Below are 20,258 nucleotides of genomic sequence, written 5' to 3' on the forward strand. Positions count from 1 at the left end.
TCCTCCCATGAACAAGATGACCACAATCAACGTCAGCGCCAATGGCCGGAACTACGAATGGCCGCGCGTGCCGGCGATTGCGATCTGCCTCGACGGCTGCGAGCCGGCCTATCTCGACGAGGCGATCAAGGCCGGCCTGATGCCGAACTTGGTGAAAATCCGCGCCAAGGGCACCGAACGCACCGCCCACAGCGTCATCCCGAGCTTCACCAACCCCAACAATCTGTCGATTGCCACCGGCCGTCCGCCTGCAGTCCACGGCATCTGCGGCAACTATCTCTACGAGCGTGAGACCGGCAAGGAAGTGATGATGAACGACCCGCGCTTCCTGCGCGCGCCGACCGTCTTCCAGGCCTTCTACGATGCTGGCGCACGCGTTGCCGTGGTCACCGCCAAGGACAAGCTGCGCGCCCTGCTCGGCAGCGGCCTGAAGTTCGACGAAGGCCGCGCCATCTGCTTCTCGTCGGAGAAATCAGACGTCTCGACCAAGGCCGAGCACGGCATCGACAATGCGGCGGCCTGGCTCGGCAAGCCGGTGCCGGAAGTCTATTCGGCGGAACTGTCGGAGTTCGTCTTTGCCGCTGGCGTCAAGCTGCTGAAGGAATTCAAGCCTGACGTGATGTACCTGACCACCACCGACTATGTGCAGCACAAATATGCGCCCGGCGTGCCGCAGGCCAACGCCTTCTACGAGATGTTCGACAGGTATCTCGGCGAACTCGACGCGCTCGGTGCTGCCATCGTCATCACCGCCGACCATGGCATGAAGCCCAAGCACAAGGCCGACGGCACCCCTGACGTGGTCTATGTCCAGGACCTGCTCGACGAGTGGCTCGGCAAGGACGCCGCGCGCGTCATCCTGCCGATCACCGATCCCTACGTTGTCCATCACGGCGCGCTCGGCTCGTTTGCCACCGCCTACCTGCCCGAAGGTGCCGACCAGGCCGACATCATGAAGCGCCTCGCCGCCATCAAAGGCATCGACGTCGTCATTGACAACGCCACCGCCTGCGAACGCTTCGAACTGCCGTCCGACCGCATCGGCGACATCGTGCTGGTGTCCACCGAGAACAAGACGATCGGTACCAGCGAACATCGCCACGACCTCGCAGCTCTCAACGAGCCGCTGCGCTCGCATGGTGGCCTGACCGAGCAGGCAGTGCCGTTCATCGTCAACCGCAAGCTGCCGACGCTGCCCAACGAGCCGGTTCTGCGCAACTTCGATGCGTTCTATTATGCCGCCATGGCGGCAGCGCTGGCCTGAAGGAGGACCTGCCATGGTCAAGGCTGAAACGACGTTCAAGGTGCGCCACGAACCCATGCGCATCGCCGGACGCAAGGTCGATGCCGATGGCGTCGTCAACGTCCACTATCCCTACACCGATGCGGTGATCGGCACGGTGCCGGCCGGGCGCGCCGAGCACGCCCGCCAGGCCTTCGAGATCGCGGCCAACTACAAGTCGAAGCTGACGCGCTACGAGCGTCAGCAGATTCTGTTCCGCACTGCCGAAGCGCTTGCTGCGCGCAAGGAAGAGATATCCGACGTCATCACGCTGGAGCTCGGCATCTCCAAGGCCGATTCCCTCTATGAAGTCGGCCGCGCCTATGACGTGTTCACGCTGTCGGCGCAGATGTGCATCCAGGATGATGGCCAGATCTTTTCCTGTGATCTGACGCCACATGGAAAAGCGCGGAAAATCTTCACCACCCGCGAGCCGCTGCGGGCGATCTCGGCGATCACCCCCTTCAACCATCCGCTCAACATGGTGGCGCACAAGGTGGCGCCGGCAATCGCCACCAACAATTGCGTGGTCGTGAAGCCGACGGAACTGACGCCGATGACGGCGCTGATCCTCGCCGACATCCTCTACGAGGCCGGCCTGCCGCCGGAGATGCTGTCAGTGGTGACGGGCATGCCCGCCGACATCGGCGCGGAGATGATCACCAACGACAACATCGAGCTGATCACCTTTACCGGCGGCGTGCCGGTCGGCAAGCTGATCGCCCGCACCGCCGGCTACAAGCGCCAGGTGCTGGAACTCGGCGGCAACGACCCGCTGATCATCCTCAACGACCTGTCTGACGACGATCTCGCCAAGGCAGCCGATCTCGCGGTGGCAGGTGCTACCAAGAACTCGGGCCAGCGCTGCACGGCGGTGAAGCGCATCCTGTGCCAGGAAAGCGTCGCCGACCGCTTCGTGCCGATGGTGCTCGAGCGGGCCAAGAAGATCAGGTTCGGCGACCCGATGGACCGGTCGACCGATCTCGGCACTGTCGTGCACGAGAAGGCCGCCGCACTGTTCGAAAAGCGCGTCTACATGGCCGCCGAAGAAGGTGCCGAAGTGCTCTACGACCCCGGCCGCAAGGGCGCTCTGTTGCCGCCCATCGTCGTCGACCGCGTGCCGCACAAGTCGGAACTGGTCATGGAAGAGACCTTCGGTCCGATCATCCCGATCGTGCGCGCACCTGACAATGACGACGAGCTGATCGCGCTGTCCAACTCAACCGCCTTCGGCCTCTCCTCAGGCGTTTGCACCAACGACTTCCGCCGCATGCAGAAATACATCGCGGGGCTTCAGGTCGGCACGGTGAATATCTGGGAAGTCCCGGGATATCGCATCGAGATGTCGCCATTTGGCGGGATCAAGGACTCGGGCAACGGCTACAAGGAAGGCGTCATCGAAGCGATGAAAAGCTTCACCAACGTCAAGACTTTCTCTTTGCCCTGGGCCTGAGCCTTGTCTTGAGCCGGCAAATCAGATGAGTGTCGATGAGGGAGCCTGGTGCTCCCTCATTTGCTTGGAGGGGAAATGCTGTTGCCTATTACCGGGTCGCATTCGACCGGGACGCTGCCCTTCCCTGCGACATTCCTGAAAGCCTGAACGCATGTCCGGTTTCGCCCTTACCATCGTGCTGGTGGCGGCCTTCCTGCATGCGAGCTGGAACGCCGTCGTCAAGGCTGCGACCGACCGCGCCGTCGTCCTGGCGGCGGTGTCCGCAACTCATGCCATACTCGGACTCGTGCTGGTGTTCTTCGCCACGCCGCCGTCGCAAGCGAGCTGGATCTACATCTTCCTGTCGACGGTCATTCACTACGGCTACTACGTCTTCCTGTTCCAGTCTTACCGGCTGGGCGACCTCAGCCAGGTCTATCCGATCGCGCGCGGGCTGGCGCCTGCGCTGGTCGCCTTCGGTGCCTACGTAATGATCGGCGAGACGCTACCGCCGCTCGGCTGGGTCGGGCTCGGCGCGATCACCTTCGGCATCGCCTTCCTCGCATTCCAGCGCGGTGCCGCCCATGGCGACCCGCGCGCCGTAGGGGCCGCCGCCATAAACGGCGTGCTGATCGCCTCCTATTCGGTCATCGACGGCATCGGCGTGCGCCTGTCCGACAGCCCGTTCGGCTATATGGGCTGGCTGTTCCTGCTCGAGTTCCCCGTAACATTGTTCGTGCTCTTCCGTCGGCGCGGGGCGACACACACGATCGATCGTAAGACCGTCATGCTCGGCCTCGTCGGCGGCCTGGGCGCCGTTTCCGCCTACGGGCTGGTGATCTACGCCAAGACAATCGCGCCTTTGGGTGCAGTCTCGGCGGTGCGTGAATCGAGCGTTATCATCGCAGCGCTCATCGGCCTGTTCATATTCGGCGAGAGACCCTGGCAGGCCCGCATACTTTCAGCAGCCATCGTTGCCGGCGGTGTCATTGCTCTCGCCTTCTCGGGTTGACTGACCGGCAGGTTTTCGCGTTTCAGCTGCTGAAACCGACGCCGATGCACAGGCATTCGGCAGCCTTGTCACATGCCTGTCGCAACCCCGTGCATTGCATAAGCTCAGCCTACCAGATCATAAAAAGAATAGATTTTACTTATTGACCCCGCGTTCCCACTATCGACCATGGACGAGGAGCAAAACGGGCACGGCTAAAACGCGGCCCGGCAAGACCTCTCCCAATCAGAACGTGCCTAAGCGATTCAAATGGGAGCCATTTCAATGAACCAGAAGAAAGCCTTCGCGCTTGCTGCCTTTGCGACGATGCTGATGTCATCGGCGGCCTGGGCGGAGACCGAGCTCACGGTCTACACGGCCATCGAGGCCGAAGACCTCAAGCGTTATGCCGAGACGTTCAACCAGGACCATCCCGACATCAAGCTCAACTTCATCCGCGACTCCACCGGCGTCATCACCGCCAAGCTGCTCGCCGAGAAAGACAATCCGCAGGCCGACGTGGTCTGGGGTCTCGCCGCCACCTCGCTTCTGGTTCTCAAGTCCGAGGGCATGCTGGAAGCCTATGCGCCCAAGGGCGCCGACCAGCTGAAACCCAACTTCGTCGACAGCGATACCCCGCCGAGCTGGGTCGGTATGGACGCCTGGGCGGCTTCGATCTGCTTCAACACCGTCGAAGGCCAGAAGCTCGGCCTGACCGCGCCGAAGAGCTGGAAGGACCTCACCAAGCCTGAATACAAAGGCCATGTCGTGATGCCGAACCCGGCGTCGTCAGGCACCGGCTATCTCGATGTATCGAGCTGGCTGCAGCTGTTCGGCGAGAAGGATGGCTGGACCTATATGGACGGCCTGCACCAGAACGTCGCCGCCTACACGCATTCCGGCTCCAAGCCGTGCAAGATGGCGGCTGCAGGTGAAACGGTGATCGGCATCTCCTTCGAGTTCCGCGCCGCCAAGTCGAAGGCCGAAGGCGCGCCCATCGACATCATCATTCCCGAGGAGGGTATCGGCTGGGACATGGAAGCGTCGGCGATCGTTGCCGGCACGACCAAAGAAGAAGCCGCCAAGACCCTGCTCGACTGGTCGGTCTCGAAGAAAGCCAACGAAATGTACAACGTCGGCTACGCGGTCGTCGCCATGCCCGGCGTCGCCAAGCCGGTGCAGCACCTGCCCGCCGACATCGAAGCCAGGATGATCAAGAACGACTTCGAATGGGCCGCCAACAACCGCAACGCCATCCTCGAGGAATGGACCAAGCGCTACGACTCGAAGTCCGAGCCGAAGAGCTGACCTTCAGCCACCTCGACTAGCGGGCGCCGCCTCGGGCTGCGCCCGCACCTTTGCCCCCAAGCCGGATGGTTACGATGAGACACGAAACCCTCGCCGGGCAGCCGCGAATTCCGACTGAAGTGAGCGCCATGACCGCCGCCAGCCTGAACGTGAAGCCAGCCTATCTCAAAATCGCAAACGTCTGGAAAGCCTTCGGCGATTTCCATGCGCTGAAGGACATATCGCTCGACATCAGCGAGGGAGAGTTCGTCTGCTTCCTCGGCCCGTCGGGTTGTGGCAAGACCACGCTTTTGCGCGCCATCGCTGGCCTCGACCTGCAGAGCCGCGGCTCGATCCAGCAGGGCGGGCGCGACGTCTCCACCCTGCCGCCGTCGCAGCGCGACTATGGCATCGTCTTCCAGTCCTACGCGCTGTTCCCCAACTTGACGATTGCCAAAAACATCGCCTTCGGCCTCGAAAACACCAAGCGCCCGCGCGCCGAGATCGAGGCTCGCGTCACCGAACTGCTCAAGCTCGTCGGCCTGCCCGATCAGGGCAACAAGTACCCCGCCCAGCTTTCCGGTGGCCAGCAGCAGCGCATCGCGCTTGCCCGGGCAATCGCCATTTCACCGGGCCTGCTGCTGCTCGACGAGCCGCTGTCGGCGCTCGACGCCAAGGTGCGCACGCATCTGCGCCACGAGATCAAGGAATTGCAGCGCAAGCTCGGCGTCACCACCATCATGGTTACTCACGACCAGGAGGAGGCGCTGTCGATGGCCGACCGCATCGTGGTGATGAACCACGGCGTCATCGAACAGATCGGCTCGCCGACCGAGATCTACCGCCACCCGGCGACACTCTTCGTCGCCGACTTCATCGGCGAGGCCAACAAGTTCGAGGCCAAGGCTTCGAAGGGCACAGTCGGCTTCGGTGCGGCGACCTTCAGCTGCGCGCAGAACGGCTTCGACGAGGGTGCGCCCGTCATCGCGGCGATCCGCCCCGAGGACGTCATTCCGCACGCAGCAGGCTCTCTCGCCAATGGTGCGACCGCCAACGCCATCGACGTCACCATCAGCGAGATGGAATTCCTGGGCTCGTTCTGGCGCACCCGGCTGCACGGCCACGCACTCGGCAACGAAACCCTGATCGCCGATTTCTCCATCAATGCCGCGCGCCGCCTTTCGCTGGTGCAAGGCGTCGCGCTGACCGTCGAACTGCCGGCCGAGCGGCTGCTGATCTATCCCAGGGGCGCCTGACATGGCGATGGCAATCGACTCCGCCCTTCCCGTCGGCCGCAGCCTCCGCTTGCGGCTCGACCGCGACGAACTGATTAAGCGCGGCCTGATGGTCGTGATCGCGCTCTATCTGGTGGTTGCGCTGGCAGCACCGCTCGCGATCATGCTGTCAAAGTCGTTTTCGACCTACAGCTTCAATCTCGCCAATTTCGAGTTCCAGGTCAGCGACAAGGACGGAAACTGGGGCGAACCCGTCACCGCCGCCGCACTGAACGAAAAGCTCAGTGCTGTGCCGCCAGCCAAGCTCGCCACCAACTCCGATGGGCGGCTGCAGGCGACGAGTTTCTTCCTGGACTTCAGCTTCCGCAGCCCGGTGAAGTACAAGATCCGCGGCACGACGTCGGACGCAACCTATCTTGTCGGCCTCAAGCCTCAGTCTGGCACGGAGTGGCAGGAATTCACTTCCAATGATTTCCGCCGCGTGATGCTGCGGCCGTCGCGGGCGCTCGGGCTTGAGAATTATGCCGCCTACTTCTCGACGCCAACGCTGTTCCGCTCGATCGAGAACTCAGTCTTCATCGCGCTGGTCAGCACCATCATCACCGTTGGGCTCGCCTTCGGTTTCGCCTATGCGCTGAACCGCAGCTGCATGCGCTTCAAGGATGCCTTCAAGCTCGTCGCCATGGTGCCGATCCTGGTGCCGTCGCTGCTTCCCGGCATCGCCCTGATCTACCTGTTCGGCAACCAGGGCATGCTCAAGGACCTGCTGATGGGGGCGTCGATATATGGCCCGCTCGGCATCGTCGTGGGCTCGATCTTCTTCGCCTTCCCGCATGCGATGATCATCATCTCGACGGCGCTGGCCATCTCCGACCAGCGCCATTACGAGGCCGCTGCCTCGCTGCGCGCCAGTCGTTGGCGTACCTTCTGGACGGTGACCATTCCCGGCGCCCGCTACGGTCTGATCTCCGCGGCCTTCGTCGTCTTCACCCTCGTCATCACCGATTTCGGCCTGCCCAAGGTCATCGGTGGCCAGTACAACGTGCTTGCCGTCGACATCTACAAGCAGGTCATCGGCCAGCAGAATTTCGAGATGGGCGCTGTCGTCTCGGTGATCCTGCTCGTCCCGGCCATCGCCGCCTTCATCGTCGACCGCATGGTCACCAAGAAGCAGGTGGCGCTGCTGTCGGCGCGCTCGGTGCCCTATCAGCCCAAGCCGAACCGCGGCTTCGATACGCTTTGCCTCGCCTGGTGTTCGCTGATCGCCGTCTTCATCCTCGGCATCATGGCGACCAGCCAGTTCGCAGCACTGGTCAAGCTCTGGCCCTACGATCTCAGCCTCGGCCTCAAGCATTTCGCCTTCGACCGCATGGACGGCGGCGGCTGGGGTTCCTACTACAACTCGATCCGGCTGGCAGCGCTTACGGCGGTCATCGGCACGGTCATCATCTTCGTCGGCGCTTACATGGTCGAGAAGACCGACGGCTTCCGCACCGGCCGTACGGCATTCCAGTTCCTGGCCATGCTGCCGATGGCGGTGCCGGGCATGGTGCTGGGCCTCGCCTACATCTTCTTCTTCAACGATCCGGCCAACCCGCTGCATGCCATCTACGGCACCATGACCATCCTGGTGGTCTGCACCATCACCCACTTCTACACGGTGGGACACCTGACCGCGCTGACCGCGCTGAAGCAGATCGACCAGGAGTTCGAGCCGGTGGCGGCTTCGCTCAAGCAGCCCTTCTACAAGCTGTTTGCGCGAGTCACCGTGCCTGTCTGCCTGCCGGCTATCCTCGACATCTCGATCTACATATTCGTCAATGCCATGACGACAGTGTCAGCGGTGGTGTTCCTCTATTCCAAGGACACGACACTGGCCTCGGTGGCGGTGCTCAACATGGATGACGCCGGTGACGTAGCGCCAGCGGCCGCAATGGCGATGATGATCTTCTACACCAACGCCGCCGCGCGCCTCATCCACCTGTTCCTGTCACGGGTGCTGATCAAGCGCACTCAGGCCTGGCGGCTGCGCTGATACTCAGCCTTTAGCGCGATCCGGATGCGCTTTGGCGAAGGCCTCGAGGCCTTCGCAGCGGGCGGATATCTCCAGCAGCCGCTTCAGACCCGAAATGTCGACGTTCCAGCGACGGGCATTGTAAACCTGCGGCACCAGGCAGATGTCGGCCATTGTTGGGCTGTCGCCATGGCAGAAGGCGCCGGTGGCCGGGTTGCCGAGCAGCCTTTCGAAGGCGGCCAGACCTTCACCAATGAACTTCCGCATCCAGGCGTCGCGCGCGCCCTCGCCATCTGGGACCAGCCGCATCAGTTCGGCGATCACACCGGTGTTGCAGACGGCATGGATTTCCATGGCGATGGCATAGGACAGCTGGCGCACGCGCTGGCGACCAAGCGGATCGGACGGCAGGAAGCCGGCATGACGGGTCTCGTCGAGATATTCGATGATCGCCAGCGACTGGGTGAAGGCGTGGCCGTCAATATCGAGCACCGGCACCAGCCCCTGCGGATTGCGCGCCAGATGTTCCGGCGCCTTCTGCGCCTTGGCGAGCAGGTCGACCGATACCGGCTGATACGCCTGACCCAGCATGTTGAGCGCGATGCGTACCCGGTAACTCGCCGACGAACGCCAGTAGTCGAACAGGACTGTCTCGCTCATCGGGCTCAAGCCCTTTCGTATTTCGTCACGGTCTGCTCGATCGCACCGAAGATCGAGTGGCCTGTCTTGTCGTTCATCTCGATGCGGACCTGGTCGCCAAACCTGAGGAAGGGCGTCTTCGCCGCTCCCGTGTCGATGGTCTCGATGGTGCGTATCTCGGCGATGCAGGAATAACCCGCGCCGCCTTCGGCGACGGGTTTGCCCGGTCCGCCGTCGAGCTTGTTTGACACGGTGCCCGAACCGATGATGGTTCCCGCAACCAGAGGCCTGGTCTTGGCAGCATGCGCCACCAGCTGGCCGAAGTCGAAGGTCATGTCTGTGCCGGCATTGGCGCGGCCGAACGGCTGGCCGTTGATGCTGGCGAGCAGCGGCAGGTGCAGCTTGCCGTCGCGCCAGGCGTCGCCGAGTTCATCGGCAGAAACGGCGACCGGCGAGAACGCCGTTGACGGTTTTGACTGGAAGAAGCCAAAACCCTTGGCGAGCTCGGCCGGGATCAGGCCACGCAGCGACACGTCGTTGACCAGCATGATCAGGCGGATGGCATCGCGCGCCTCATCTGATGTTGCGCCCATCGCTACGTCGTCGACGATGACCGCCACCTCGCCTTCTAGGTCTATGCCCCAGGTTTCGTCGGCCATGACGATCGGATCGCGCGGCCCAAGGAACGAGTCCGAGCCGCCCTGATACATCAAGGGGTCGGTCCAGAAGCTCGCGGGCATCTCGGCGCCCCGCGCCTTCCTGACCAGCTCGACATGGTTCACATAGGCCGAGCCGTCGGCCCACTGATAGGCGCGCGGCAGTGGCGAGGTGGCATCGTGCTCATGAAAGCGCATGGTCGGCTGCGAGCCGGTCTCGATGCCCTCGGCGACAATGGCGAGACGCGGTCCGACATGGGCCCAGTCGTCAAGTGCTGCCTGCAACGTGCGGGCGATGTGGCCGACTTCCGAGCAGCGGGTCAGGTCGCGGGAAACCACGACCAGGCGGCCGTCGCGGGTGGAATCCTTCAGCGTGGCGAGCTTCATCTACGTCCTCACTTGATGCTTCACTTGATGCCGGGCGTGCCGTCGAACTTGCGCTCGAGCCCGTCCCAGCAGTCTATGTAGTTGGCTTGCAGCGTCTCCAGTTCGGCGGCGAACTTGGTCAGCTGCTGGGGGAACCGCGTCTCGAACATGAAGGCCATGGTGTGGTCGAGCTTCACCGGCTTGAGCTCGCCGTTCGAGGCCTTCTCGAAACCCATCGCATCAGGCCCATGCGGTAGCATCATGTTGTGCAGGCTCATGCCTCCGGGCACGAAGCCCTCCTCCTTGGCGTCGTACTGGCCATGGATCAGCCCCATGAACTCGCTCATGATGTTGCGGTGATACCAGGGCGGCCGGAAGCTGTGCTCGGCCACCAGCCAGCGCGGCGGGAAGATGACGAAATCGACATTGGCCGTGCCTGCTTCCTCGGTTGGCGCGGTTAGCACCGTGAAGATCGACGGATCCGGGTGGTCGAACAGAACGGCGCCCACAGGCGAGAAGGTCCTGAGATCGTATTTGAACGGCGCATAGTTGCCGTGCCAGGCAACGACGTCGAGCGGCGAATGGCCGATCTCGGTAACATAGAACTTGCCGCACCATTTGACGTGGACGCGGCAGGGCGTCTCCTTGTCCTCATAGGCAGCGACCGGCGTCTTGAAGTCGCGCGGATTGGCAAGGCAGTTGGCGCCGATCGGGCCACGATCCGGCAGGGTGAACTTGGCGCCATAGTTTTCGCAGATGTAGCCGCGGTGGAAGGCAGCATCGCCCAAGCGCGCGACCTTGAACATCATGCCGCGCGGCACGAGGCAGATCTCCGACGGCTCGACGTCGATGATGCCCATTTCGGTGAAGATGCGGATGGTGCCCACCTGCGGCACGATCATCAGCTCGCCGTCGGCATCGAAGAAATAGTCGTCGACCATGTCGTCGTTGAAAATGTAGGCATGCGCCGCCATGCCGACCTGGGTCATCGCATCGCCCGCCGTAGTCATGGTACGGATGCCCTGGATGAAATTGGGCTTGTCCTTCGGCTCCGGCAGCGGGTTCCAGCGCAGCTGGCCGAGCGGCAAGGAATGGTCGTCGAGGCAAGGTGCGGTCTTCCAGTGCGGATAGCTGGCATTGGAAAAGCGCTTGGTGTGCCGCACGCTCGGCCGGATGCGGTAGAGCCAGGAGCGCTCGTTGGTGCCGCGCGGGGCGGTGAAAGGCGAACCCGACAGCTGCTCGGCATAGAGGCCGTAATTGCACTTCTGCGGGCTGTTCTGGCCCTGCGGCAGCGCGCCCGGCAGCGCCTCTGTCTCGAAGTCGTTGCCGAAGCCCGGCATGTAGCCGGCGGCGGTCGCCGTCGTGCCCTGAGTGACCTTGTCCAGCATGTCTTGCACCTCCCTGGCGGACGTGAGAACGTCGAGATGGTTGCAAGTGTAACCGTCGATTTTGTAACTATCAAAGGGTTGAGATGCCGGACGCATTCGATCTGGAGAGCTTCCTGCCCTACCGGCTGAACCGGGCGGCAGAGCTGATCAGCCTGAGCTTTTCCAGGGAGTACAAGCAGCGCTTCCAGATGACGCGGCCGGAATGGCGCGCGCTCGCCGCCTTGGGTAGCGTCGGCAGCATGACCGCGACCGAGATCGGCACCCATTCCAACATGCACAAGACCAAGGTCAGCCGCGCCGTGGCAGCACTTGAAGAGCGCCGCTGGTTACGGCGCCGCGAAAACGAGGCCGACCGCCGCGTCGAGCACCTCGAGCTGACGGCAGCCGGTCAGAAGGCCTATCGCGAAATCGCTGACCTCGCCCACACCTATCAAGCGACCCTCGAGAAGGCGCTCGGCACTGGTGCCATCGAGCGCATCGAAGCAGGACTGGCCGATGTCGAGCGGGCGCTGTTGGACCGGTCGCGCAAGCGTGGCTGATTACCCGATCGGCAGCGGCCCGAACTGCTTCAGCGTATTCAGCACGATCGCTGTTTTCACGTGCTGTACGGAATCGTGCGGCAACAGCACTTCGTTGACGAAGCGCGACAGATCCGAGAGCCCGCGCACCACGACCTTGATGTGGTAGTCCATCTCGCCTGTCAGCGAATAGGCTTCGAGCACCTCCGGCAGGTCGTTGACCAGCCGGGCAAAACGCTGGGCGTTGTCGCGGTTGTGGGTGGCGAGCGTCACCGAGATCACCACCAAAAGGTCGAGCCCCAGCCGCTCACGGTCGAGCATGGCTTGATAGCCGCGGATGAAGCCCTCCGCCTCCAGCCGGGCGCGCCGACGCGAGCATTGCGAAGCCGATAGCGCGATCTTCTCCGACAACTCGTTATTGGTTAGCCGGCCATCGATCTGCAGCTCACGCAGAATCTTGAGGTCGAATTGGTCGAGCACCTCATTCATTGCATCCAACTCCCCATCCATGCACGTTACACGCATAATTCGACCCATATGAGGCCATAATGCAAGCACATTGCATGAAATCGGGGGCACAATATGCACAACCGAATTTTGAGGAGGAATTTCCATGGGTCCGTTCCCGCACGATGCGCCCCCGGCCAGGATCAGCGCCGACAACCCCGCCGGCACCGACGGCTTCGAATTTGTCGAGTTCGCCCACCCAGAACCCGAGAAGCTGGAAGAGCTTTTCACCCGCATGGGCTACCAGCCGGTCGCGCGCCACAAGACGAAGAAGATCACGGTCTGGCGCCAGGGCGACATCAACTACATCGTCAATGCCGAGCCGGGCAGCCACGCCATGCGCTTCGTGGACGAACACGGCCCTTGCGCTGCCTCAATGGCCTGGCGCGTCGTCGATGCCAAGCATGCGTTCGATCACGCCGTGTCGAAGGGTGCCACGCCCTACACCGGCGCTGACAAGGCACTAGACGTGCCTGCTATCGTCGGCATCGGCGGTTCACTGCTGTATTTCGTCGACAAGTATGGCGCCAAGGGCTCGGCCTATGCGGCGGAGTTCGACTGGCTCGGCGAGACCGATCCGAAGCCAACAGGCGTCGGCTTCTATTTCCTCGATCACCTGACCCACAACGTCTATCGCGGCAACATGGACAAGTGGTGGGACTTCTACCGCGAGCTGTTCGGCTTCAAGCAGATCCATTTCTTCAACATTGACGGCCGCATCACCGGCCTGGTCAGCCGCGCCATCACCTCGCCCTGCGGCAAGATTCGTATTCCGCTGAACGAGTCCAAGGACGACACCAGCCAGATCGAGGAATATCTGAGGAAGTACAAGGGCGAAGGCATCCAGCACATCGCGGTTGGCACCGACGACATTTACGCCGCCACCGACAGGATCGCCGACAAGGGCCTGAAATTCATGCCCGGCCCGCCCGACACCTATTACGAAATGTCGCGCAACCGCGTGCATGGCCATGACGAGCCGCTCGACAAGATGAAGAAGCACGGCATCCTGATCGACGGCGAAGGCGTGGTGGACGGCGGCATGACCAAGATCCTGTTGCAGATCTTCTCCAAGACCGTGATCGGACCGATCTTCTTCGAGTTCATCCAGCGCAAGGGCGACGAGGGCTTCGGCGAAGGCAACTTCCGCGCGCTGTTCGAATCCATCGAGGAAGACCAGATCCGCCGCGGCGTGATCTCCCAATCTGCCGCCTGACCGGGAGCATAATACAGGCCTCTGTTGGGCGGGTTGCACGCAGGGCAGCCCGCCTTATTTTTTGACCGCCAGTTTGATCCAGCGCAAGGAATGCTGCCGCTCCGCCTGCAACAGTTGCGAGGGTGAACGGTCTCTTCACATGTGGGAGGTGGCAGCAATGAATGCGATACCGCAGTCTTACGAACTCTGGCGATTGGCCGTGCTGCGCTTCAAAGACTGGCGCCAGCGCCGTGCCGCGGTGTCGGAGATCAGCCAACTCGGCCATGACGGCGAACGCATGCTGGCGGAGTGCGGGCTATCGCAGTCGGATTTCAGGCAGGCCATGCGTGTTGCCTTCGCGTCAAAAACCCTGCTGCCCGAGGCCATCAAGTCCACGGGCGTCGATGCAGAGATGTTCGAGAACCGCTACCCGGAATGGAACCGCGACATGCGCCGGACCTGCATGATGTGCTCGGCGCGGCGTGTTTGCAGTGCACTACTGGATGCAAAAGAGTTCGAGGCATCCTATCGGGATTTCTGCCCCAACGCCAGCAGTCTCGACGCCTTGGCCAACCGCGGCGATTGCCGATTTGCGGGCTGAAAAGTCAGGCCTTCGGAGCCATGACGCTGCGTATTCGCGCCCGGCGATAGGCATCGGGTATCGACAGCGCCCAGACGAACAGGCCACCGGCATGGCGACCCAGGAACGAGGTCTCCGGCGTTGTGGTGACGTAGGAAAGCACCGAAAACAGGACGACAAAGAAGGCGAAGGCGAGCCCGCGCGTCGCGTCGCGCACCGCGACATGGCCGGCACCGGGCAGTACGATGGCCAGGGCCAGCACGACATAAGGATTGATCGGTTTTGTCATGGAACCCTCAAGCCGCTTCATAGACGGGAGCAACGATGTCGTCTTCGACCAGCAATGCGCTCAGCGTCTCAGCTTCGGTGATGGCCAGGGCCACTAGGTTGGTTGGAATCGCCGTCAGGGGAAAACGCACCTGCCTCAGCACCTTATGCGCACCCGGCTCGCCCTGCGCGGCTTGGCGAATGATACGGGTGCCACGGGGCGTGATGACGGCTTCCTTGACCTTCGGGTCGGCAAACAGGCTTCGGACCAGCGCCGAAACACGCTCCACCTGCCATGCCGTTGCCTGACCATCGCCCCGCATCAGCAGCGAGGCATCGGTCTGCGGCGGTGACAACCATTCCGGCATGTCGTGGACCAGCGAGTAGTATTCCGCACCTGTCGGGCGGGCGAGCACGCCAATTGTCGGCCTCTTGCGTTCCCTGGCTTCGCTGAGCGTCACCCTGAGCCATAGCTGCGGCAGCCGCCGCGTGACCATGGTGTCGGCAATGAGCTCGATCTTGGCTCGACGGCCATCTCCGATCTGGCCGACGAGGATCGGGAACTGGTCTGGGCCGAACGTAATCCTTGAATTCTGGAGCAGTCGGGCAGCGTCATCGAGCAGCCCCCTGCGTTCGGCGAGAGTATCGCGATGCTCGCGGACCGCGCGCGTGCCGATCCAGCCGCAGGAAACTGCGACGAAGGCTGAAAAGGCAAGCGTGGTGAGCATCTCGTGCGCCTTGCTGTTGTGAAAATGGCGGCGCGGGGTCCGCGCCGCCATGCTTGGCTTGTCAGTAACCCTGCGGCTTCGGCCAGGGCATGGTGAACTGGTCGCCGCGGCGCACGAACTGGTAGCGCCGGAAGTGGAACCAGAGTGACGCCACGATGTAGAAGCACATCATCGCGCTGAGCTGCGTGCCGTAGCCGAGGAACACCGCGAAGTAGGCCGTCGAGCACAAGATCAAGAGCACGATGGTCGGCAGCGGATGGAACGGATGCACATAACCGCGCTTGATCGTGTCGAGCGGCCACTTGTTGCGGAACATCACCATGTTGAAGGTCATGAAGGTGTAGCCGAGCAGGCCCGACAGGATCGAGAAGGTGACGACCTGATCGAGCGGTGCACCGAGCGCGAAGATCAGCGCGATCGGTACCAGGAAGACGATGGCACGGTACGGCGTGCGATAGATCGGATGCACGGCACCGAACCAGCTCGGCAGGTAGCGGTCGCGGCCCATCGAGAACCAGGCGCGCGAGGCGTCGTTGATGCAGCCGTTTGCCGAAGCGAGCGTGGCGAACGTCGTGCCGACGAACAGCAGCACCATCAGTGACGTGCTGCCGGTGACGCGGGCGGCGTCGAACAGCGGCGTGCCGGCCTGGCCGAGATATTCCCAAGGGATCAAGCCCGAGCAGACGTACCAGGTCATGGTCGCGGCGATCAGCAGCGTCATGATGCCGGCCATCGTGCCGTAGGGCAGCGAACGCGCCGGCGAGCGCACTTCCTCGGCGGCTTGGCAGGTGCCCTCGATGCCGAGATAGTACCAAAGGCCGAAATGAAGCGACGCGACGATGCCGACCCAGCCGTAAGGCAGCGGATCGCTTGTGATGGCCGAGAAGTCGAGCGGCACGTTGGAGGCACCGAACTGCACCGCGATGAACAGCGTGATGATCGAGACGAAGGCGATCGCAGTAATGACCAGGTTGAAGGTCAGCGTCGCAAGAACGCCGCGGTAGTTGAGCCACGCCAGGAACATGATGGCGAGGATGATGAAGGGTTGCTGGTTGAGCCCCGTATGGCCCTGCAGGCCGGCAACCGTGTCGAGCAGGAAGCCCACCGTGATCGCGTTGGCAGCTTCCAGCATGGTGTAGGCCATGACCAGGAACAGGCCGACGTTGAAGGCCATCAGCGGGCCGACGATGTGCTTGGCCTGGGCGTATTGGCCGCCGGCCGCGGCGACCGTCGAGGTCACCTCGGAGTCGATCATGGCGACGCAGGTGTAGAGCAGGCCGGCGACCCAGCAGGCAATCAGGCCGGCGATCATGCCACCTTTGCCGACCGAGAAGTTCCAGCCCATGTATTCGCCGACGAGCACGATGCCGACGCCCAGCGCCCAGATGTGGGCCGGGCCGAGCACGCGCAGCAGCTGGAGCCGTTCAGGCTCCGCCGCGGTTGAAGTCACATTTGCCATCGTCGTCCCCTCAGATCTCGTGGCGTTCTGCGGTCGCCTCGATCTCGCCTTCGCGAGAAGAGATCAGCAGCTCATTGTCATAGGTCGTGTCGATGCGGACGAGGTCGATGAGCATCAGCACGCCGAAGAGCGCGGAGAGAGCCCAGGCCACGTATTCCAGAATGTTCCAGGTATCCATGGTGACCTCCCCTAGCGCTTCTTGTCGCCGAAGCGTTCTTCGATGACTTCGCGGTATTCCTTGTCGGACAGCCGCACGACCATGACGAAGTAGCCGATGACCAGCACGGCCATGACTATCAGCGCGCTCCAGCTGAAGCTGTAGTCGAAGCGGGCGGTGATGATGTCATTGGCGGCGGCCGGGTCGGTGACGCCGAGTGCTGCCCATTGCTGCTGTTCGGTGGCGTTCTGGCCGAGCGCTTCCCAGGTCGGGTTGGCGATCGGATTTGGCACCTTGGCGGCACCAGCGAGGCCCAGATAAAGCGGGATGTAGAGCGCGCCCACGGTCAGTACGAGCAAGGTCACGACGTCGAAAATCTGGCCGGCGAGGCTCTGTTTCGGAGGTTTGTAAGCCATTATGCGCTCCTCAGCCGCGACGGCGCCGCATCTCGTCGAGATGCTTGATGTCGAGGCCATAGATGAAGTGTTTGTCTTCGACGTAGTGGCGCAGCATGGCGACGATGGCCGCCGTGTTGAAGGCCAGAACGAGGCCGCAGGCGATCGACAGGATGATGCGGATAGCCGGGATGGAAATGTAGGACCAGACGCTGAACAGGGCGAACAACATGGTGCACCAGAGCACCGCAACGAATATCACGAGACCCGCTCGATCCCTTCCATGCATCTTGTCGATGCGCTGCTCGAGAGTCGCGTCCCCGCGTTGCTGACTTAAAGTCGCTTCCATTTTTCCTCCTCCACCACGGCCGTTTTCGGCTTCATTCTGGTTTGCTTCTGCGGGAAATTAATTTCCCCTGAGGAATGTCCGGCAAAGTTAATTTCCTGTCAAGTGACGACCGCGCGCACTTGTCGCACTACGACTTTCGACGAAACCGAAGAGCATTGAATCGATTGGATTTTGTTGGCCTGACGCGGTGTCGGAAATTTTACGCCAGAGGTCGCTAACGGGCGGTCCGCGTTGCCCAAACGGGCGGGAACGGCACTGCACGTTATGTTCTTGCGAAGTGAGCGACTGGGGGAGTCGCGCCGGGTGAAGGCGGTCTCAAACGCCAGCAGCGGCAACCGGAATGTGGTGCCGGTCGCCGCCAGTTGTTGCAGTGAGACAAAGATTAGGCGCCCGGTTTGACCGAGACCAGGACGAAGCTTGCCGGCCCTTCCTTCTTCGTCTTGTCGGTGACCAGCAGATAGAGGTCTCCACCTAGGCCAGTCAGCCCCTCGAAATTGTCGTTGAGCAACCGGCTGGCTCCAGTGTCGAGATTTTCGACGGCGCAAGCATTGGCCTCGCCGCACGTCTTGGGATCGAGGACCCTGAGACGGCCGACGCTCGGCCCACCCTTCTGCTCACGCGTGCGTTCAAGCAGCAGCAGCCTGCCGTCAGGCATGGGCTCGACCGCCTTGAGGTTGCTGCGCTTGGGCTGGAAGGTGGCGAAGCTCCAGCGCTTGCCGTCGAGGCCATGGATGGTGTGGATATCACCGGGCTCGCCCAGGAGCGCTTCCTCAGGTGCTGTGACGACACCGAGCGCGCCGGCGACCGCCACCGCCTCCAGGCGGCTGTTGGTCTCGCTGTACTTTGCGGCATCAGCGAGTGCTTCCGGCAGTTGCACGGCACCGAGCGACGTACCGTCGGCCTTGAACCGATGGATAGCCGGCCCGTCCTCGAAAGCGACGAGCAGCTCGGTGTCGCCCTGCTTGCCATTGTCGCCATTGGTGACGGCAAGCCCCTCGGCGTTGACGACCTGAGGGGTCGCGCCTGCCTTCAACGGCACCGATAAGACAGGCTCCGAGCTAGAAATCTTGCCGTCGGCGATCTCGAGCCGGAAGTGGTGCAGGACGCCGTCGTCGGATACGGCATAGAGCAGCTTTTCGTCGGCATCCCAGGCAAGGCCAGACAGCTCGTTGATCGACTGGCCGTCCGGCGCGGCGACCGGAGCAGGCTGGCTGTCCAGCACGGCAAGTTCGGATGAACCGGCCACAACGGGGGTTGCGAGCGCAAGGGCCGAGGCGCCGAGCAGCGCGGCGGTGAAGTGCTTGATCATGTCTCTCACTCCTATTGGATGTTTGGCTGGTGAAGAGCCGGGCGGGCGGGCACGCCACCAAGCTTGCGCAGGGCCGGCAGGAAGCGGTTATGCTTTGTGCCGGGGTTCAACAGCGCGGTGGCGACGCAATATTTCGAGCAGCGCTTGGTCGGGTGCTGGTGCAGCGCCCTGAGGATGCCGTCGGCAACGCCGTTGCCGTTTGCCGACTTGGTTTCGAGGATGAACAGGTTGGGATCGACGGCACGACGCGCGCCGCCGGCAAAGAACTCGAGGCCAGTGTCGATGGTCATACGCTCGCCGCCCTGCCGCGCCACCAACGTCATGCGGCGGTAGCGCATGTCGAGAACGCGCGACAGCTGGTGCGGGAAGGCCTGGCCGTACTGCGCATGGTAGACCTTGTCGATGAAGGCCATCGCCTCGTCGTCGAGTTTGCCGAAGCTTGCGATATCGAGGTCGAGGCGCTTCTTGACGGTTATGCCGCGTTTGTCCTTGAGCTTGACCTCCAGAAAACACAACCCCGCCTCGACATAGCGCCTGATACGCACCTTTGCGCGTTGCCGCCTGCCCTGGTGATGGTCGAAATAGCTGCGACGCCCGGCATCGTCGAAGTAGCAGGTCTCGTAGGTGAAGGCGCGCCGGCCATCGATCTCCAGCATGTCGAAGACCTCGGTGAAATCGCCGGCGGCCCGCATCAGCATGGTGCCGTCGACGACATACTTGTTGTCCAGCCGCTCGAGCATGGCGGCCTTACCGTTCAGGGCCTTAAGGCTGATCGGCGCGAAGCCGCCAGCAATCAGCGGGTCAGTGCTTGCGATAATGGACATTGAGCTTCGCCATTTCCGTGATGTAGTCGAGCTGCAGCACCTGGTAGGACAGCACGTCGACGCCCAGCCGCTCGGACAGTTCGGTGCGCATGGCGACAGGGTCCGACAGCAGTGCGACGTTGATCTTATCGAGCGAGACCTTGGTGCCGCTGACCGACTGCAGCATGCGGGGATGATCGACGACGAAGGCGCCTGCGAGCACCAAGGCCACCGTCACTGCCACGAAAGGCAAGGTCGTGCCTTGCACCGAGCAGATGACAGCAATGGCCACGCTGCCGAAGAAATAGGTCATCTCGGTCTTCGAAAGCGGCTCCGAGCGAAGCGTGAACAGCGCCAGGATGGCGAACAGGCCAAAGCCCGCGGCAACCCCGAACTGGACGGTCGACAGTACGGTCAACACAGCAAAGACAAAGATGTTGAACAGGGCCGCCGCGGTGACCAGTTCCTTGTCGCGGTAGCGCCGGTAGTACATGCCGAACAGCAGCGCCGACATGCCGGTAAGGTTGAGGCCGAAGCGAACGAATTCGGCCGCGAACGGCGTCTGGAGAAGTTGCGCGATCATCGGCCGCTCCCCGTCGTCGTAGAGGGCCTTCGTAGCGCCTGACAAGGCGGGCAAGGGATTGGCATTTTCGGTTCTCCTGAATTGCGCCGCACAACGGCTACGTCAGGAAGAACGGGCG

Annotated in this window: 22 protein-coding genes; 9 read left to right on the forward strand and 13 right to left on the reverse strand. The window is 62.6% G+C overall.

Annotated elements, in window-relative coordinates:
- Positions 1 to 7: 7 nt before the first annotated feature.
- The 6 genes from phnA to ACSQ3E_RS25035 all read left to right on the forward strand — a co-directional run bounded on the left by phnA (position 8) and on the right by ACSQ3E_RS25035 (position 8,262).
- On the forward strand, positions 8 to 1,264 hold the full coding sequence (phnA, locus tag ACSQ3E_RS25010; RefSeq protein WP_436124719.1) for a phosphonoacetate hydrolase: 1,257 nt from the start codon (positions 8 to 10) through the stop codon (positions 1,262 to 1,264).
- A 13-nt stretch (positions 1,265 to 1,277) separates the two neighbouring features.
- Complete coding sequence (gene phnY, locus ACSQ3E_RS25015) at positions 1,278 to 2,735, forward strand: phosphonoacetaldehyde dehydrogenase (protein ID WP_436124720.1); 1,458 nt, start codon at positions 1,278 to 1,280, stop codon at positions 2,733 to 2,735.
- A 151-nt stretch (positions 2,736 to 2,886) separates the two neighbouring features.
- Positions 2,887 to 3,726: an EamA family transporter gene (locus tag ACSQ3E_RS25020; protein WP_436124721.1), complete on the forward strand. Its 840-nt coding sequence runs from the start codon at positions 2,887 to 2,889 to the stop codon at positions 3,724 to 3,726.
- 264 nt (positions 3,727 to 3,990) lie between these two features.
- Complete coding sequence (locus ACSQ3E_RS25025; protein ID WP_436124722.1) at positions 3,991 to 5,013, forward strand: putative 2-aminoethylphosphonate ABC transporter substrate-binding protein; 1,023 nt, start codon at positions 3,991 to 3,993, stop codon at positions 5,011 to 5,013.
- Between the two features lie 74 nt (positions 5,014 to 5,087).
- Complete coding sequence (locus tag ACSQ3E_RS25030) at positions 5,088 to 6,248, forward strand: putative 2-aminoethylphosphonate ABC transporter ATP-binding protein (protein ID WP_436124723.1); 1,161 nt, start codon at positions 5,088 to 5,090, stop codon at positions 6,246 to 6,248.
- 1 nt (position 6,249) lies between these two features.
- A complete protein-coding gene (locus ACSQ3E_RS25035; protein WP_436124724.1) occupies positions 6,250 to 8,262 on the forward strand; it encodes a putative 2-aminoethylphosphonate ABC transporter permease subunit in 2,013 nt (670 codons plus the stop codon).
- Between the two features lie 3 nt (positions 8,263 to 8,265).
- On the opposite strand, the gene maiA is transcribed toward ACSQ3E_RS25035, so the two are convergent.
- Genes maiA through hmgA form a run of 3 tightly spaced genes read right to left on the reverse strand, consistent with a single transcriptional unit; the run spans position 8,266 to position 11,290 of the window.
- Positions 8,266 to 8,901, reverse strand: coding sequence for a maleylacetoacetate isomerase (gene maiA, locus ACSQ3E_RS25040; RefSeq protein ID WP_436124725.1), 636 nt, complete (start codon positions 8,899 to 8,901; stop codon positions 8,266 to 8,268).
- Between the two features lie 5 nt (positions 8,902 to 8,906).
- The gene (locus ACSQ3E_RS25045; protein ID WP_436124726.1) at positions 8,907 to 9,923 is read right to left on the reverse strand and encodes a fumarylacetoacetate hydrolase family protein; all 1,017 of its coding nucleotides are present in this window, start codon (positions 9,921 to 9,923) and stop codon (positions 8,907 to 8,909) included.
- 20 nt (positions 9,924 to 9,943) lie between these two features.
- Positions 9,944 to 11,290: a homogentisate 1,2-dioxygenase gene (gene hmgA, locus ACSQ3E_RS25050; RefSeq protein ID WP_436124727.1), complete on the reverse strand. Its 1,347-nt coding sequence runs from the start codon at positions 11,288 to 11,290 to the stop codon at positions 9,944 to 9,946.
- A gap of 83 nt (positions 11,291 to 11,373) precedes the next feature.
- Between hmgA and ACSQ3E_RS25055 the strand changes: the two genes are divergently transcribed.
- Positions 11,374 to 11,829 carry a MarR family winged helix-turn-helix transcriptional regulator gene (locus ACSQ3E_RS25055; RefSeq protein ID WP_436124728.1) on the forward strand — a complete coding sequence of 152 codons (456 nt, stop codon included), beginning with the start codon at positions 11,374 to 11,376 and terminating at the stop codon, positions 11,827 to 11,829.
- Here ACSQ3E_RS25055 and ACSQ3E_RS25060 read toward each other — a convergent pair whose 3' ends face one another.
- Positions 11,830 to 12,297, reverse strand: coding sequence for an Lrp/AsnC family transcriptional regulator (locus ACSQ3E_RS25060; RefSeq protein WP_436124729.1), 468 nt, complete (start codon positions 12,295 to 12,297; stop codon positions 11,830 to 11,832). It abuts the gene before it with no gap.
- A gap of 124 nt (positions 12,298 to 12,421) precedes the next feature.
- On the opposite strand from ACSQ3E_RS25060, the gene hppD reads away from it, so the two are divergent.
- A complete protein-coding gene (hppD, locus tag ACSQ3E_RS25065; RefSeq protein ID WP_436124730.1) occupies positions 12,422 to 13,531 on the forward strand; it encodes a 4-hydroxyphenylpyruvate dioxygenase in 1,110 nt (369 codons plus the stop codon).
- Between the two features lie 157 nt (positions 13,532 to 13,688).
- A complete protein-coding gene (locus ACSQ3E_RS25070; protein WP_436124731.1) occupies positions 13,689 to 14,111 on the forward strand; it encodes a hypothetical protein in 423 nt (140 codons plus the stop codon).
- A 4-nt stretch (positions 14,112 to 14,115) separates the two neighbouring features.
- On the opposite strand, the gene ACSQ3E_RS25075 is transcribed toward ACSQ3E_RS25070, so the two are convergent.
- The 9 genes from ACSQ3E_RS25075 to ACSQ3E_RS25115 all read right to left on the reverse strand — a co-directional run bounded on the left by ACSQ3E_RS25075 (position 14,116) and on the right by ACSQ3E_RS25115 (position 20,140).
- The gene (locus ACSQ3E_RS25075; protein ID WP_436124732.1) at positions 14,116 to 14,379 is read right to left on the reverse strand and encodes a hypothetical protein; all 264 of its coding nucleotides are present in this window, start codon (positions 14,377 to 14,379) and stop codon (positions 14,116 to 14,118) included.
- A gap of 7 nt (positions 14,380 to 14,386) precedes the next feature.
- Entirely contained in the window at positions 14,387 to 15,136 is a 750-nt protein-coding gene (locus tag ACSQ3E_RS25080) for a hypothetical protein (RefSeq protein WP_436124733.1), read from the reverse strand.
- Between the two features lie 10 nt (positions 15,137 to 15,146).
- Positions 15,147 to 16,544: an APC family permease gene (locus tag ACSQ3E_RS25085; RefSeq protein ID WP_310323605.1), complete on the reverse strand. Its 1,398-nt coding sequence runs from the start codon at positions 16,542 to 16,544 to the stop codon at positions 15,147 to 15,149.
- 10 nt (positions 16,545 to 16,554) lie between these two features.
- The gene (locus ACSQ3E_RS25090) at positions 16,555 to 16,722 is read right to left on the reverse strand and encodes a hypothetical protein (RefSeq protein ID WP_310323608.1); all 168 of its coding nucleotides are present in this window, start codon (positions 16,720 to 16,722) and stop codon (positions 16,555 to 16,557) included.
- Between the two features lie 11 nt (positions 16,723 to 16,733).
- The gene (locus tag ACSQ3E_RS25095) at positions 16,734 to 17,117 is read right to left on the reverse strand and encodes a hypothetical protein (RefSeq protein WP_436124734.1); all 384 of its coding nucleotides are present in this window, start codon (positions 17,115 to 17,117) and stop codon (positions 16,734 to 16,736) included.
- Between the two features lie 10 nt (positions 17,118 to 17,127).
- Positions 17,128 to 17,445, reverse strand: a complete 318-nt coding sequence (locus tag ACSQ3E_RS25100; protein WP_310323612.1) for a hypothetical protein — start codon at positions 17,443 to 17,445, stop codon at positions 17,128 to 17,130.
- Positions 17,446 to 17,827: 382 nt separating this feature from the next.
- Positions 17,828 to 18,754: an esterase-like activity of phytase family protein gene (locus ACSQ3E_RS25105; RefSeq protein WP_436124735.1), complete on the reverse strand. Its 927-nt coding sequence runs from the start codon at positions 18,752 to 18,754 to the stop codon at positions 17,828 to 17,830.
- 11 nt (positions 18,755 to 18,765) lie between these two features.
- A complete protein-coding gene (locus ACSQ3E_RS25110) occupies positions 18,766 to 19,578 on the reverse strand; it encodes a polyphosphate polymerase domain-containing protein (protein WP_436124736.1) in 813 nt (270 codons plus the stop codon).
- The gene (locus ACSQ3E_RS25115; RefSeq protein WP_436124737.1) at positions 19,556 to 20,140 is read right to left on the reverse strand and encodes a DUF4956 domain-containing protein; all 585 of its coding nucleotides are present in this window, start codon (positions 20,138 to 20,140) and stop codon (positions 19,556 to 19,558) included. Before ACSQ3E_RS25115 ends, ACSQ3E_RS25110 begins: the two co-directional genes overlap by 23 nt.
- Positions 20,141 to 20,258: the final 118 nt, after the last annotated feature.

Source organism: Aminobacter sp. LjRoot7, from assembly GCF_964252895.1.
GTDB lineage: Bacteria > Pseudomonadota > Alphaproteobacteria > Rhizobiales > Rhizobiaceae > Aminobacter > Aminobacter aminovorans_B.

Coding starts and splice junctions, on each gene's coding strand:
- phnA (WP_436124719.1), top strand. CDS start 8: ATGAACAAGATGACCACAATCAACGTCAGCGCCAATGGCCGGAACTAC.
- phnY (WP_436124720.1), top strand. CDS start 1,278: ATGGTCAAGGCTGAAACGACGTTCAAGGTGCGCCACGAACCCATGCGC.
- ACSQ3E_RS25020 (WP_436124721.1), top strand. CDS start 2,887: ATGTCCGGTTTCGCCCTTACCATCGTGCTGGTGGCGGCCTTCCTGCAT.
- ACSQ3E_RS25025 (WP_436124722.1), top strand. CDS start 3,991: ATGAACCAGAAGAAAGCCTTCGCGCTTGCTGCCTTTGCGACGATGCTG.
- ACSQ3E_RS25030 (WP_436124723.1), top strand. CDS start 5,088: ATGAGACACGAAACCCTCGCCGGGCAGCCGCGAATTCCGACTGAAGTG.
- ACSQ3E_RS25035 (WP_436124724.1), top strand. CDS start 6,250: ATGGCGATGGCAATCGACTCCGCCCTTCCCGTCGGCCGCAGCCTCCGC.
- maiA (WP_436124725.1), bottom strand. CDS start 8,901: ATGAGCGAGACAGTCCTGTTCGACTACTGGCGTTCGTCGGCGAGTTAC.
- ACSQ3E_RS25045 (WP_436124726.1), bottom strand. CDS start 9,923: ATGAAGCTCGCCACGCTGAAGGATTCCACCCGCGACGGCCGCCTGGTC.
- hmgA (WP_436124727.1), bottom strand. CDS start 11,290: ATGCTGGACAAGGTCACTCAGGGCACGACGGCGACCGCCGCCGGCTAC.
- ACSQ3E_RS25055 (WP_436124728.1), top strand. CDS start 11,374: ATGCCGGACGCATTCGATCTGGAGAGCTTCCTGCCCTACCGGCTGAAC.
- ACSQ3E_RS25060 (WP_436124729.1), bottom strand. CDS start 12,297: ATGAATGAGGTGCTCGACCAATTCGACCTCAAGATTCTGCGTGAGCTG.
- hppD (WP_436124730.1), top strand. CDS start 12,422: ATGGGTCCGTTCCCGCACGATGCGCCCCCGGCCAGGATCAGCGCCGAC.
- ACSQ3E_RS25070 (WP_436124731.1), top strand. CDS start 13,689: ATGAATGCGATACCGCAGTCTTACGAACTCTGGCGATTGGCCGTGCTG.
- ACSQ3E_RS25075 (WP_436124732.1), bottom strand. CDS start 14,379: ATGACAAAACCGATCAATCCTTATGTCGTGCTGGCCCTGGCCATCGTA.
- ACSQ3E_RS25080 (WP_436124733.1), bottom strand. CDS start 15,136: ATGGCGGCGCGGACCCCGCGCCGCCATTTTCACAACAGCAAGGCGCAC.
- ACSQ3E_RS25085 (WP_310323605.1), bottom strand. CDS start 16,544: ATGGCAAATGTGACTTCAACCGCGGCGGAGCCTGAACGGCTCCAGCTG.
- ACSQ3E_RS25090 (WP_310323608.1), bottom strand. CDS start 16,722: ATGGATACCTGGAACATTCTGGAATACGTGGCCTGGGCTCTCTCCGCG.
- ACSQ3E_RS25095 (WP_436124734.1), bottom strand. CDS start 17,117: ATGGCTTACAAACCTCCGAAACAGAGCCTCGCCGGCCAGATTTTCGAC.
- ACSQ3E_RS25100 (WP_310323612.1), bottom strand. CDS start 17,445: ATGGAAGCGACTTTAAGTCAGCAACGCGGGGACGCGACTCTCGAGCAG.
- ACSQ3E_RS25105 (WP_436124735.1), bottom strand. CDS start 18,754: ATGATCAAGCACTTCACCGCCGCGCTGCTCGGCGCCTCGGCCCTTGCG.
- ACSQ3E_RS25110 (WP_436124736.1), bottom strand. CDS start 19,578: ATGTCCATTATCGCAAGCACTGACCCGCTGATTGCTGGCGGCTTCGCG.
- ACSQ3E_RS25115 (WP_436124737.1), bottom strand. CDS start 20,140: ATGATCGCGCAACTTCTCCAGACGCCGTTCGCGGCCGAATTCGTTCGC.